Annotated in this window: 19 protein-coding genes and 1 tRNA gene; 9 read left to right on the top strand and 11 right to left on the bottom strand. The window is 33.3% G+C overall.

The window, feature by feature from the left end:
• From ACQY22_RS01995 to ACQY22_RS01980, 4 genes are all read right to left on the bottom strand, one after another.
• Positions 1-237, bottom strand: a complete 237-nt coding sequence (locus ACQY22_RS01995; protein ID WP_428324877.1) for an LSm family protein — start codon at positions 235-237, stop codon at positions 1-3.
• Positions 238-294: 57 nt separating this feature from the next.
• Positions 295-1017: a creatininase family protein gene (locus ACQY22_RS01990; RefSeq protein WP_428324875.1), complete on the bottom strand. Its 723-nt coding sequence runs from the start codon at positions 1015-1017 to the stop codon at positions 295-297.
• A gap of 5 nt (positions 1018-1022) precedes the next feature.
• On the bottom strand, positions 1023-1865 hold the full coding sequence (locus ACQY22_RS01985; RefSeq protein ID WP_428325507.1) for a formyltetrahydrofolate deformylase: 843 nt from the start codon (positions 1863-1865) through the stop codon (positions 1023-1025).
• A 52-nt stretch (positions 1866-1917) separates the two neighbouring features.
• Positions 1918-2005: transfer RNA gene (locus ACQY22_RS01980), tRNA-Leu, on the bottom strand.
• 47 nt (positions 2006-2052) lie between these two features.
• Between ACQY22_RS01980 and glmM the strand changes: the two genes are divergently transcribed.
• The 6 genes from glmM to infB all read left to right on the top strand — a co-directional run bounded on the left by glmM (position 2053) and on the right by infB (position 6461).
• A complete protein-coding gene (gene glmM / locus ACQY22_RS01975) occupies positions 2053-3402 on the top strand; it encodes a phosphoglucosamine mutase (RefSeq protein WP_428324874.1) in 1350 nt (449 codons plus the stop codon).
• A gap of 61 nt (positions 3403-3463) precedes the next feature.
• Positions 3464-3850, top strand: a complete 387-nt coding sequence (gene rpl7ae, locus ACQY22_RS01970) for a 50S ribosomal protein L7ae (RefSeq protein WP_428324873.1) — start codon at positions 3464-3466, stop codon at positions 3848-3850.
• On the top strand, positions 3847-4059 hold the full coding sequence (locus tag ACQY22_RS01965; protein WP_012214609.1) for a 30S ribosomal protein S28e: 213 nt from the start codon (positions 3847-3849) through the stop codon (positions 4057-4059). Before rpl7ae ends, ACQY22_RS01965 begins: the two co-directional genes overlap by 4 nt.
• Positions 4060-4068: 9 nt before the next feature.
• On the top strand, positions 4069-4269 hold the full coding sequence (locus tag ACQY22_RS01960; protein WP_012214610.1) for a 50S ribosomal protein L24e: 201 nt from the start codon (positions 4069-4071) through the stop codon (positions 4267-4269).
• A 2-nt stretch (positions 4270-4271) separates the two neighbouring features.
• The gene (gene ndk / locus ACQY22_RS01955; RefSeq protein ID WP_428324872.1) at positions 4272-4673 is read left to right on the top strand and encodes a nucleoside-diphosphate kinase; all 402 of its coding nucleotides are present in this window, start codon (positions 4272-4274) and stop codon (positions 4671-4673) included.
• Between the two features lie 6 nt (positions 4674-4679).
• Positions 4680-6461 (top strand): translation initiation factor IF-2, encoded by a 1782-nt coding sequence (infB, locus tag ACQY22_RS01950; protein ID WP_428324871.1) that lies wholly within the window; start codon positions 4680-4682, stop codon positions 6459-6461.
• Positions 6462-6463: 2 nt separating this feature from the next.
• Here the strand turns inward: infB and trxA are convergent, their stop codons facing one another.
• The 5 genes from trxA to ACQY22_RS01925 all read right to left on the bottom strand — a co-directional run bounded on the left by trxA (position 6464) and on the right by ACQY22_RS01925 (position 9638).
• A complete protein-coding gene (gene trxA / locus ACQY22_RS01945; protein ID WP_428324870.1) occupies positions 6464-6865 on the bottom strand; it encodes a thioredoxin in 402 nt (133 codons plus the stop codon).
• Positions 6866-6909: 44 nt separating this feature from the next.
• The gene (locus ACQY22_RS01940) at positions 6910-7056 is read right to left on the bottom strand and encodes a hypothetical protein (protein ID WP_187146549.1); all 147 of its coding nucleotides are present in this window, start codon (positions 7054-7056) and stop codon (positions 6910-6912) included.
• A 24-nt stretch (positions 7057-7080) separates the two neighbouring features.
• The gene (locus ACQY22_RS01935; RefSeq protein ID WP_428324869.1) at positions 7081-8733 is read right to left on the bottom strand and encodes an Ig domain-containing protein; all 1653 of its coding nucleotides are present in this window, start codon (positions 8731-8733) and stop codon (positions 7081-7083) included.
• A gap of 78 nt (positions 8734-8811) precedes the next feature.
• Positions 8812-9228 carry an archease gene (locus ACQY22_RS01930; RefSeq protein WP_428324868.1) on the bottom strand — a complete coding sequence of 139 codons (417 nt, stop codon included), beginning with the start codon at positions 9226-9228 and terminating at the stop codon, positions 8812-8814.
• Positions 9229-9269: 41 nt separating this feature from the next.
• Positions 9270-9638: a VOC family protein gene (locus ACQY22_RS01925; protein WP_428324867.1), complete on the bottom strand. Its 369-nt coding sequence runs from the start codon at positions 9636-9638 to the stop codon at positions 9270-9272.
• A 90-nt stretch (positions 9639-9728) separates the two neighbouring features.
• Between ACQY22_RS01925 and ACQY22_RS01920 the strand changes: the two genes are divergently transcribed.
• The gene (locus tag ACQY22_RS01920; RefSeq protein ID WP_428324866.1) at positions 9729-10265 is read left to right on the top strand and encodes a DedA family protein; all 537 of its coding nucleotides are present in this window, start codon (positions 9729-9731) and stop codon (positions 10263-10265) included.
• 185 nt (positions 10266-10450) lie between these two features.
• Here the strand turns inward: ACQY22_RS01920 and ACQY22_RS01915 are convergent, their stop codons facing one another.
• Positions 10451-10630, bottom strand: coding sequence for a DUF1059 domain-containing protein (locus tag ACQY22_RS01915; RefSeq protein WP_428324865.1), 180 nt, complete (start codon positions 10628-10630; stop codon positions 10451-10453).
• An 82-nt stretch (positions 10631-10712) separates the two neighbouring features.
• Here ACQY22_RS01915 and hisS point away from each other — a divergent pair, with 82 nt between their 5' ends.
• Positions 10713-11996, top strand: coding sequence for a histidine--tRNA ligase (gene hisS / locus ACQY22_RS01910; protein ID WP_428324864.1), 1284 nt, complete (start codon positions 10713-10715; stop codon positions 11994-11996).
• On the opposite strand, the gene ACQY22_RS01905 is transcribed toward hisS, so the two are convergent.
• Positions 11977-12642, bottom strand: coding sequence for a translation initiation factor IF-6 (locus ACQY22_RS01905; RefSeq protein WP_428324863.1), 666 nt, complete (start codon positions 12640-12642; stop codon positions 11977-11979). The two genes, hisS and ACQY22_RS01905, sit on opposite strands and share 20 nt — an antisense overlap.
• A gap of 110 nt (positions 12643-12752) precedes the next feature.
• Here ACQY22_RS01905 and ACQY22_RS01900 point away from each other — a divergent pair, with 110 nt between their 5' ends.
• Complete coding sequence (locus tag ACQY22_RS01900) at positions 12753-13244, top strand: 4Fe-4S dicluster domain-containing protein (RefSeq protein ID WP_428324862.1); 492 nt, start codon at positions 12753-12755, stop codon at positions 13242-13244.
• Positions 13245-13280 lie beyond the last annotated feature (36 nt).

Below are 13280 nucleotides of genomic sequence, written 5' to 3'. Positions count from 1 at the left end.
CTAATTTTGTGCTGGTGGAGGAGAAATCATAACTACATTGTCTCCTCTAACTACAATGCTTCCAAGGCCTTTTGAATCACCTTCAGCAGGAATCTCCTCTGAAGAATCGAGTAGCAGATTCATGTGTTGGTCAAAACCGAGTAAATTACCTCTAATGGTTTTGTTTCCTTTGAGTTTTATCAATACAACTTGATTGATACTCTCATCCAATACTTTTACTGCCATATCAACGGACATCTATTTCACTTATTGGCTTTGATATTGAGGGATTATATTAAAATTTCATTGGTGAAACTATGAGCTATGCCCAGTGAGGCAAGTTTGACACTTTTTTCCAAGATTTTTCACAATTTCAGCTAAAATCAACTTTCCATCTCTTTTTGTAGCTTTTGTTGGATCTCCCCAAACACCGTTTTTGGTAGCTTTTGGAAATGACTTGTTTGCTAATTTTCCAATTCTCTTAATTTCTTGTTTTGTCATTTTTTCTGTAATGAGGCCTTTTCTAGCTGATTTCATTTTGACATTTTTTGAAATTGCCAACATTAATGATGTTTCAACAAATCCTGCATGATCAAAATCTCTACTCATATAATGCCAGTAAGAAAATGGAAATACTTTGAGTTTGTTTTTTGAGATTTTTTTCAATTTGACATCAATATCTTTTATTGAATTTTGATTTCCATGATGTCCATTAATTATGAAAACAGTTTTGATGTTATTTTCTAAGAGTGATGAGCATATATCAATTAAAACCGTCTGCAGAGTGGTTTTCTTTATACTCAAATTAAAAAATGGAGCATGTTCAAATGACACTCCGTAGGATAAAGTAGGTAGCAAGAGGTATCCCTTTTTTTTACAAATTTCTTTTGCTACTGCTGTTACGATATCTGTATCCGTTGATATAGGAAGATGTGGTCCGTGTTGTTCTATTGAGCCTATTGGAATAACTGCAACTTGTTTTTTTCTTTTAATAACATTTCTGAGATTAGGATCAAATTGTGCTTTTATTTCTGTCATTTGATTCACTTTGATTTGATGTGAACCTTTCTCCAACGAACATCTAGTTTGTTTTCTAGATGCATTTTCATTGCTTTGAATAAAGTATCTGCCTCTAATTTTTGTCCCTTTGATTTTATTTTCTCTAGAGTATCATTTGGATCTACTTTGAAAGAATCTTGGAAAATTATTGGACCTTGATCCAAGTTTTCAGTTACATAATGAGATGTAACTCCCACAATCTTTGTACCTCTTTCATAAGCTTGTGCATATGCTAGTGCACCAGGAAATGCTGGTAACAATGATGGATGAATATTGATAATTCTATTTGGATATCTCCAAACAAAGTTGGGACTAAGAATTCTCATGTATCTTGCAAGTGAGATCAAGTCAATATTGTATTTTTTACAAATTTGAATAATTTTTTCTTCTGCTTTTTGTTGACTTTTTTCTTCAACTGTAACAAATGGAATTTTTGCTTTCTTTGCAAGTGGTTCAAGTGTCTTTTCTGTGCCAATTATCACTGAAATTTTTCCTTTCAATGATTTTGATTTTGACAGGATTGTTTGTAGACATAGTGGTTCTTTTGTTACAAAAACTGCAATATTTTTTTGAGAATTTGTTTCATGATGAGTACTTACATCCATCTTTTCTTTTTTAGATAGAGTCTGAATTTCTGAATCAAATTTTTTTATATTTACTGCTTTTGCAAAAGAAACTTCTAGATACATGCCAAAAAGACCTTTGATTACATTTTGATTTACTTTTTCAATGTTTCCACCTTTTGAGAATGCAAAATTTGTAAATGAAGCTACAATACCTTCTCTGTCCTTACCAACAACTGTTATTCCAACTACAGTTTTTTTCATGACTTTGTTTTTTGAGGATTTTCTCATTATTAATCATTCACAGAAATCAATGTGGTGCGGGAGGTGGGATTTGAACCCACGAACTCCTAAGAGATAGGGTCCTAAGCCCTACGCCTTTGACCAGGCTGGGCGACTCCCGCAACGGACTTGCCATTAAACACAAATTTATCTATTATTGAATAACATCATGGCAAAATTTTTTGGTACAAATGGAATTCGTGGTGTCTTTGATGAAGATTTTACTTTAGATTTTATCCATGATATGACTTTAGCAATTGGAACTTTTTTTCAGAAAGGACCAATATTGATAGGATATGACGGTCGAGATTCTAGCCCTATAATCTGTAAAGTTGTAACTTCTGCTCTTAACTCTATAGGTATTGATTGCAATGTTGCAGGAATTGTTCCAACACCTTGTCTTGAGTTTGCAGTAAAGAAATTAGGATATTCAGGTGGCATCATGATTACTGCTTCTCATAATCCTCCACAGTACAATGGAATCAAACCTGCTGCAAATGATGGAGTGGAAATTTCTCGTGAAGATGAATTAGTTATTGAAGATATTTATCTTCAAAAAAATTGGATTCAAAACCCTACAAATCTAGGAACTACAAAAAAAGAAAAGCGTGCAATTGAAGTTTATCTAAATGGAATTGTCTCACAAGTTAATTCTAAACTCATAGAATCAAAACATTTCAAAGTTGTTTTAGATCTTGGAAATGGTGCTCAGGCAGTATCTGCCCCTGATTTTTGTAAGTTGATTAACTGTGAAACTTTTCTTGTAAATGAAAATATTGATGGTGCATTTCCAGGACGTGGTTCAGAACCAACTCCACAAAACCTTTCAAAATTATCTGAGACTGTAATTCAAAATAATGCTGATCTAGGAATAGCGTTTGATGGTGATGGTGATCGAAGTATTTTTTGTGATAACAAAGGAAATATTTTGACTGGTGACAAATCTGCACTTTTGTTAACAAAACATATCTTAACTAATAATCCAAATTCATTAGTTGTTACTTGTTTGAATTCTGGTTCTAATGTTGAAGTTTTAGCAGAACAATTTGATTCTAAAGTAATTCGTACAAAAGTTGGAAGTGTTGAAGTCTCAAGAAAAATGGTTCCAACTGATGCTCTAATTGGTTTTGAAGAAAATGGAGGCTTTATGTTTGGAAAACATAACCAAGTACGAGATGGTTGTATGACTTTGGCATTGATGCTTGACCTACTAGCTGTATCTTCTAATTCATTATCTGATGAAATCTCTGATCTTCCTCCATCTTTTACCACAAAAGACAAAGTTTCATGTTCTTCTGAAAATGTTCCAAAACTAATTTCATCTCTCAAAGAAGAGTTTCCTAATTCTGATACTACTGATGGCATCAAAATCAACATGGATTCGAAAAACTGGGTTATGATCCGACCTAGTGGAACAGAACCAATTGTTAGGATATATGCTGAAGCTCAAAGTCAAGAAAAATTAGATGATTTAATGTCTGAATATCTCCAAAAAGTTAAGACAATCATCTCCAGATAACACTTTTAAAACCAAACCAAAGGATGTAGGGAATGGAGAATGAACCTTAGGGTGACGAAGTATGGGAAAAGCATATTATGTTAAATTTGAGACGCCAGAAGACCTCGTAAATCCAATCTTGGAGGCTGTTAGAGTTGCATCTACCAGCGGCAAAGTCAAGAAAGGAACTAACGAAGCAACCAAGGCAATCGAACGTGGTACTAGCAAATTAATTGTCATTGCTGAAGATGTCGAACCTCCTGAGGTAGTTGCACATCTTCCAATTCTATGTGAAGAACAAGGAGCCGCATTTGCATTTGTTCCAAGCAAAGAAGAGTTAGGCAAATCATTAGGTATTGACATTACTTCTGCCGCTGCAGCAATTTTGGATGCTGGTGACGCACAACACATTGTAGACCAAGTTGTCTCATCAATTGCTAAAATTAAAGGTGGAAAGACTGATCAATGAGCGCTACAACTGATGAAGTAGTTCACTCTGAAATTATTCAAATTGTTGGACGAACTGGTATTGCTGGTGAAGTAATTCAAGTTAGAGTTAAAGTGCTTACTGGAAAAGATAAAGGTAGAATTCTTACAAGAAACGTCAAAGGTTCTGTTAGATTAGGAGAAATTCTAATGCTAAGAGAAACAGAGAGAGAAGCAAAGAAGATCAAATAGGTGAATTGAATGAGTCTTTTAGTTAAACCATGTAATTTCTGTAACAGACCAGTTGCAAAAGGTTCTGGTACAATGCTTGCAAAAAATGATGGAACTGTCTTGTGGTTTTGTTCTGCAAAATGCAAAAAGAATGCACTAGAACTCAAACGTGATCCAAGAAAATTCAAATGGACAAAGAAATACGTGAAAGGCGGAATTCGAAAGAAGTAAAATTGACTGAAAAATCATTATTCATTGTAAAACCAGATGCAGTAGCTAGAAATCTAGTTGGTGAAGTGATTTCTAGATTTGAAAGAAAAGGATTCAAACTTTTGAAATTAAAGATGTTTACATTTACACAAGAACAAGCAGAAAACTTCTATGGTGTTCATAAAGACAAACCATTCTTTGGTGAACTAACATCATTTATCACATCAGGACCTGTGGTTGCAGCAATTATTGAAGGCAATAACGCAATTGCAACTACTAGAATAATGATTGGTGCAACAAAATCTTTTGAAGCAGCACCTGGCTCTATTAGAGGTGACTTTGGATTAGGGTTTAGTGAAAATATTATTCATGCATCAGATTCACAAGAAAGTTTTGATCACGAATCGAGGGTAGCATTTGAGTGATCTGATTTGCAAATTCGTCAGCCCATAGTGGCAGTTCTTGGTCACGTAGACTCTGGTAAAACATCACTTTTAGATAGAATTCGTGGAACTGGTGTTCAAGGTAGAGAAGCTGGGGGAATTACGCAACATATTGGTGCAAGTTTTCTACCTACTGAAACAATCAAAGAAACATGTGGTCCATTATACAAGAAACTTGAACAATCAGAAAATAAAGTCCCTGGAATTTTAGTTATTGACACTCCGGGACACGAAGTTTTTACAAATCTTCGTTCACGTGGAGGCTCTGCAGCTGATATTGCAATTTTAGTTGTTGATGTTAATCGTGGATTTCAACCACAAACAAATGAAAGTCTAAAAATTTTGCAGAGTAGAAAAGTCCCCTTTGTTGTAGCTTTGAACAAATGTGATCAAATTTCTGGATGGAGAAAATCTGAAACTTCTTTTATCTCACAAGCAATTAAAGAACAAGATGCATCCATTCAAGCTGATCTTGATCAAAAAATCTATGATGTTGTGGGAACCCTTTCTGTTCTAGGGTATCAATCTGAGGCATTTTATCGTGTAAAGGACTTTAAATCTGAAATTGCAATTGTTCCAATCTCTGCTCGCTCTGGAGTTGGCATCCCTGAATTACTTAGTGTTTTAGTAGGATTAACCCAACAATATCTACAAAAAAGATTAGATCAGGAAGAAAAAGATCCTCGTGGAATTGTTTTAGAAGTAAAAGATGAAGTTGGATTGGGACAAACTGCAAATATCATCTTAATTGATGGTTCTATCAAAAAAGAAAATAGTATTGTTGTTGCAAAACGTGATGGTGTAATTGTTACAAAACCAAAAGCATTGTTGTTGCCAAAAGCACTAGATGAGATGCGTGATCCTCGTGATAAATTCAAACCAACTCCTCAAGTAGATGCAGCAGCCGGATTAAAGATTGCATCACCAGATCTTGAAGGTGTTCTTCCAGGAAGTACTCTATATGTTGCAAGAAATGATGATGAGATTACAAAATACACCAATCTCATAGAATCTGAAATGAAATCCATGTTTGTAGACACTGAAACTAATGGAATTATTCTAAAATGTGATACAATTGGCTCACTTGAAGCAATCGTTGAGATGCTTAGACGCTCACAAGTACCTGTAGCTAAAGCAGACATTGGTCCTGTAAATAGACGTGATGTAATTGAAGCCAAGGCAATAAAAGAAAAAGACAGACATTTGGGAATTATTTTGGCATTTAATGTTAAAGTTTTACCTGATGCAAAAGAAGAATCAGAAGTTAGTCATATCAAAATCTTTGAAGACAAAGTAATCTATAGTTTAATTGATAACTATAATGCTTGGGTTGAAGAAGATACTACACATCAAGAAGATGCAATATTTTCTGAATTAACTCCTGTATCTAAATTCACTTTTCTTAAGGGAATGGTATTTAGAAATAACAATCCTGCAGTTTTTGGAATTAGAGTAGATGTTGGAACACTAAAACATAAAATTCCATTTATGAATTCTGATGGTCGTAAAATTGGAAACATACACCAACTTCAACATGATAAAAAAACAGTAACTTCAGCTAAAACAGGTGATGAGGTTGCATGTTCAGTTCAAGATGTAACTATTGGAAGACAAATTTTTGAAGAAGAAGTGTTTTACACATTTCCTCCATCTCATGAAGCAAAACAACTACTAAACAAATTCATGCATAAACTAAGTACCGAAGAACAAGAAATACTAAATGAAATAGTAGAAATTCAAAGAAAGAAAGAAGCAGCTTATGCTTACTAATTTTATTGTGAATGTTTTTGACAAATCATATTGATTCCAGGAGCTCCTACTGCTCCCATCATCTTGTCAACAATTTGTCCTGATTTGAACATGATAAATGTTGGAATTGATTGTACTGCAAACTTCATTGCAATGTTTTGATTGTTATCAACATTGACCCTTGCAAATTTTACTTTGGGATATTTTTTTGATAAACTCTCAAATACTGGATGCATCATCTTACATGGCCCACACCACTCTGCCCAAAAATCAACCAAAGTTGGATTCTCAGCCAAAACAGTCTGATCAAAATTAGAGTCATCCAAATCAATAATTCCAGGCTCAACTTTAGGCTGGCTTTGCTGTTTTAGCATTTCTTCTAATTTTCTCTGTTTGATTTTTTCAATTTCTGGGTCTTCAGACAATATGATATCAAAATCCATTCTACTAAAAAATCTATATTGAAAAATCATTCATCGGCAGATTTTACAGGAATTGCTTCATATCTTCTTGATTTGCAAATGGGACACTGATCGATGTATTTTGTAAAACTAACCGAAGTATATGCAATTCCACAATCTCCACAAATTCGAAGATTTCTACTCAATTTTCCCATATTGATTATCAAAAAGTATTATGATTAAAACCTAACTCGTCTTACTTTTTTTATTCCAAAAAACAACATTGCAGGAGCTGCAATATACATTCCAATGTTTATCAATATCACGCCAATTCCATATCCAAGAACTTGTGATTCTGATTCTGCATATTCCATAATGGATAATGATGATAACAATGGTGTGATTCCAATCTTTATCATTTCTTTGAACATTGGATTTTCTCTTTGCATGTCTGCAATGTGTGGTGAGAACGAATAGTAAACTTGGTTAAATCCTGTCATAAATGATGTTCCTGAGTTAGTGTTCATTAATTGATTGTCTCTAATTTCTCTTAGAAATTGAACCTGTGGTGCCATCTCTGATCCATATGCTGCAGTTGCAATTAGACATCCTCCTCCATCTTTACTTTCTATTGGAATGACTGTACATTCTCCATCTACTAGATTTGTTCCTACACCACATTCTCCAAATTCTAGTTCAACAATTTCCGGTTCATCTAATCCTACTGCTTCATAAATTGTCATTTCAGGATATGTTTTATCAAACCAGTCTTTGTATGTAATTTCATTATTGTATCTGTCTACATAGTATTGTGGATCTAGATTTGGGTCAACAAATGGTGCTAATACTTTTGGTTCTTCTAATCCTACAGCCTGATAAATTGAAGAGTATTCAGGATAATTATCATCAAACCACTTTTTGTAACCTTCTTCCTCATTGTATCTGTCCACATAACTTTGAGGATCTTTTGATTCATCAACAAATGATGCTGGAATCTCTAGAGGCTCTTCTAATCCTACAGCCTGATAAATTGAAGAGTATTCAGGATAATTATCATCAAACCACTTTTTGTAACCTTCTTCCTCATTGTATCTGTCCACATAACTTTGAGGATCTTTTGATTCATCAACAAATGATGCTAATCCTAATTCTTCAGGTTCTGTTTCTTTTGGTTCAGGTTCTGTTTCTTTTGGTTCAGGTTCTGTTTCTTTTGGTTCAGATTTTACTACTATGGGTTCATTAACTGTAATGATGATATTTTCTGTATCTGTTTGACTACCTTTTGTTGCAACAATATCAAAAGTATATTCAGCTCCTGGATTATTTCCATGAGAACTTGATGGGGTCCATGTGAATTTACCCGTATCTGAATTTAATGTAGCTCCATCAGGTATATTCCCATCTAAACTATACACTACATTTTCAATTGAACTATCTGTTACACTAACGGTGAATGAAATTGTTTTTAATTCGTCAACTTCTCTATCTGGAATAGCTTTTAATTGTAAAACAACATCAGAAACTTCGAAAACTCTTTGTCCATCAAATTCTAATTGTATTGAGGTGCCATTTTCTACTTTTTCACTATCTGTAAATGCTGTAGCAGTATAGATTCCTTCAACTCCAAAAATACTTTCAACTGATTTTGGAAATGTTTCAAATATTCCTTGATTTGGAGTAGGGTCTGATACTATACCTTTGAACTTTCCATTTGAATTAAAAATCATTATATGAATAACTTCACTACCTTCCTGTTCTCCCACAAATTTGATATTTTCATCTATTATGAAAAAATTCTTTTCTAATGAAAATGATGTAACACTAGCATAAGCTGGTGACACCATAAGCAAAGACAATGAAAACACTGCAATTGTACCTAATTTCGTATTCACAAAACTCCTTTGTCTTTTAGCCTTTTAAAAAACACGTATAATTTCTTCTAGAGAATTGCAAAGAAATCTTTACAAAAATTACAAATCAAGCAAAAATCTCATAAAAACTCCTCCATTTTGCTTTATTTCCATATCATAAAATGTTGGGGCTTTTATCTCAACCTTGAAATTATGTTTTTTTAAATTAAGTGGTTCGCCATATGCTGTTGCATTTATCTTGTAATTTTGATTTTGAGTTATATTAAATTCAATTCTTTTAATTGCAAATCCTTCTGTAATTAACAAGAAAGGTATTTCTTCTAGCCAACTAAATAACAAATACCTCAAATCTTTTCCTTCTGCAAAAAATTTTCTTTGTTCATTTTCTTCCACTTTATCTTGATCAAGTGTTAAGTTAATTACAGCATCAGCTGTTACTGAAAATGCTTCTTGAAGATCTTTTGCTGTAACTTCAATAATTGCATCTGTTGCATGATCTAAAAACTTGTAACTCAATTGTATGTTTTAACCTCTTTTTAATTATAATATGGTTGGTATTATTCAGCTTTAGGATCCATCTCGATGATTCCAAATGCATTCATTTCAGTATCTGTACATTGTGCAAACCATCCTACTTTAGGAATTGCCATCTTTGGAACAATTATTTGTCCTCCTTTTTCAATAATTTTTTTTGCAAACTCATCAATTGATGGAACTGTAATTGTATTTGTTATGCCTATTTGCCCAGGAATTCTTTTTGATAATCCTCCATTAATTCCAGGCTCTTCTTTATGACCTGTATTGATCATCCAATATTCCATTGGCCCATCCCATTTTTCAAATTTCCAATTAAAAACTTCTTTATAGAATTTTTGAGTTCTTTCTGGATTGTCTGATGGAATATCAAAATGTGAAATTCTTGGCATGATTTTCTTCTAATCTCTAGTCATAAAATAATTTCTAATTCTATTTTTTACTCGTAAAGTAATTTAATACGATTTTATTTTCAGAATCAAATGGAACCATTTGACTCATTTCTTGTTTTTATTACTAATTTCTTAGGAGATCATCTCTATGAGGGTATTTTTTTGGCAGCTTTAATTGAAACCATAGTTCCTCCAATTCCTACATTGGCAATTTTTCCAACAGCTGGATTTTTGGCATCACAACAAGGGATTCCATTAATTGGAATAATTCCTATGATAATTCTTGGCGCTCTTGGTGCCACTATAGGAACATCTTCAATTTACTTTATTGCTTTAAAACTTGGAAGAGCAGTTTTGTTACGTTATCTAAAACATTTTAGAATATCCGAAAAGAAATTGGAACGAGTTGAAGATTGGTTTGAAAAATATGGTGATAAGGCAGTTTTTCTCGGAAGACTGGTTCCTGTTATGCGCGAAATGATTTCAGTTCCTGCAGGATTGCTTAAAATGAAAATTCCAAAATTTGTTTTGTATACATTTGCCGGTTCTTGCATTTGGTCTACTGGAACCATTTTGTCTGGATATTATTTTGGAGAGGCAATGGGACTTGCAACTAGTCAAATTTAGACTTGTTCTAAATCCCTGTCTAAATTCACTCCAATTAATTCTGCCCATTTGGCCAATTTTTCAATAAATTCACTATCTTCTTGTGTAAACATGACTTTTAATGAAATAATTACATAAAAGAAATTACTAATCAATTGTTCATTTTTTTAAAAAATCTGAAAACTGCCTAGTTCTGCATAGTTACGTTAACTATCTTCTTTGATTAGTGATTTGATACTAGAAATGCTTTTTGCATTAAGTTCAATCTCTTTATGTTCTGCTAACACATGTTCGGTAACTTTTGTCATCAATTCTTCTTCAGTATCTGCTGATGCAGACCATCCACAATCCTTACCTGCATCTGAACAACTAATACTTTTTGTCATGATTTTGATAATTTTTAGAGATATTTATCTGATTTTACAATAAAGAAATATCTAAATCATAACACCTTATCAAATAATCATCATGGAACTTCCAAGAGGGATGAAAGATTTTGAGGCTATTGAGAACTCAAACATTGAACATGTAAGAAACCATTTCAAAAAATTATCTAATTTGTATGGATTTTCATTTATGGAACCATCTGTTTTAGAATCCCTATCAACATTAGAAACCAAATCTGGCTCTGCAATAAGAGATGAAATCTATTATTTTAAAGACAAAGGAGATCGTGAGGTTGCTTTACGTTTTGACTTTACAATGGGTCTGACTAGATATGCTACTGCTCAAAAATCAATGAAACTTCCAGCAAAAATTTCTGCATTTGGCGGAGTTTTTAGATATGATGAACCTCAAAAAGGAAGATATCGATATTTTCATCAATGGGATATTGAAGTTTATGGCAGGAAAACTTTAGAATCTGAGGCTGAAATCATTGAATTAACATCCCGTTTGTTTGACTCATTATTGCTCAAAGATATTGTAATTGACATTAACCATCGTAATCTTGTTGAGTCATATATCAATAAAATTTTTGAAACTACTGATCCTGATAAAATTACAGATATTCTAAGAGCAATTGATAAGATTGCTAAAAAATCAAAAGATGAAATTCTAACAGAATTTACAAAAAAAGGATACGATACTGCTAAACTTGAAAAAATTCTAGAGTTCTCTCAAGTAAAGGGAACTATTTCTGAAGTTGAGAAAATTTTTGATACTGCCCAACTAGAATCCTGGGATGAACTAAAACAACTCTTTGATTCATTAGAAAACAGAGGAGTCTCAAATATTCGAATTAATTTTGGTATAGTTCGTGGGCTGGATTATTATTCTGGAGTGGTCTTTGAAGTCTTTGATAAAAACTCAAAACTTGGTGCATTAGCTGGTGGAGGAAGATATGATACTTTGACAAAAGCATTTGGAAGAGATGACATTGGTGCTACTGGCGTTGCAGGTGGAGTGGAACGAATTATTCTTACAATGCAAGAACAAAAAATAATTCCCAAAGTCTCACAAAATAGAGTTGCAGTTGTTTACATTAATGAAGAGATGCAAAAAGTTGCTCACTCTATAACATCATTATTACGATTAAACAACATTCCTGCTGATATTGATCTTGCAGGACGTAATCTAAAAAAACAGATGGATAACGCTGGAAATGCCAGATATTCTATAATAGTTGGACCTCAAGAACTTGAAAATGGAAATGTTGTATTACATGATATGCAAGATGGAAAAGAAGGAACTATTTCTCTAGAAAAACTAACTGAGGACCCTAACTCTGTTCTTAATTTAGAAAAGCCCTAGTTAACATCATAATTTCTGGACCTGTAGTCAGTGAGCCTACTACTATGCAATTGTTGTTAGCAAGAATGCCTGATGATACATATGGAATTCCATTATTGATGGAGCTTTGCTCTATTTTTACGCCTAATAAATTGGAAAATGTCTTCATGTCTTCCTCATCTGCTTCTGGATGGATTGCTGCACCTGACTTGTTTGCCACCATTACAACTCCTGTCTGATTGAATCCGGCAATTTTTTTCTGAATTGTTTCAACACCTAATACATCTGAAATAGTTTGACAATCATCTTTTGATAACCATGGTGATACAACAGCTCCTTTATCATTAGCACAAATCACATTTCCTAATGCCGTTAATTTTGAATCTAATACTCCCACTTCTAAATCCATTTCTTTTTTGAGAAAATCATATTCATTTTGATATGCAGTTTTAGGTAACAAAATTCCTTTGTTGTTCATTATGCATAATGCCCCAATTAATCTAGTATTTGCAATTGATGTAAAAAGATAATCTACTCCAAGATATTTTGCTAGTTTTTCTGCTTTGGTTTTTGCAAATCCCATTGGAAGTAAAATTGTTTTATCATTAACACTAATGTAAACTCCAATGTTTGGGCCACGATACACATCAAATTTGATAATGTCCATATCCCCAAAATTGATCGTACAGCGTTATGAACGTAAGGGATCAACTTATGACTAGAATTACGGAATTAAACTAGTCTAGCTTTAAATAATAACTGAAAGAAAACCACATCATGCCAATAGCAGAAAATTTCCCTGAGGGACTTAAACCGCTAGGAAAAATTTCAGATGGAGAAGGACACTTTCACATTATGTGGGGTCCTGGAAGATCAGACGCTGAAGCATTTTCAGATGCTGATGTCAAAGCAGCATATGAGGCAAGAGGAGAAGAACAAGTTCCTCTTGGTGTAAGTGGAACAACTGTAGCAGTTGACTGGGATTCTTGTGTAGCAGATGGTGCATGTATTGAAGCATGTCCTGTGCAAGTTTTTCAATGGTATAGAACCGAAAAAGACATTCCAGCAAAAGATGTAGTTGGTCAAACTTTTGAAGGAATTGGTAGTTCTGTCAAAGATGAACGAAAAGATATGACTGACAAGGCAGATCCAATTAGAGAACATGATTGTATTTGGTGTATGGCTTGTGTTTCTGTATGTCCCCCACAAGCAATTAAAGTAGATCAATCAAATGTTGAAAAACATGATAATGCTGCAAAAACTCTATAGACTCAATTATTTTTAGAATTTTTATTTTTGTTAATT

It is taken from the genome of Candidatus Nitrosopumilus sp. (assembly GCF_965263415.1).
In the GTDB taxonomy this organism is placed as follows: domain Archaea; phylum Thermoproteota; class Nitrososphaeria; order Nitrososphaerales; family Nitrosopumilaceae; genus Nitrosopumilus.
Note: the sequence above shows the minus strand (reverse complement) of the source record. Positions and strands in the feature narration are given on the sequence as shown.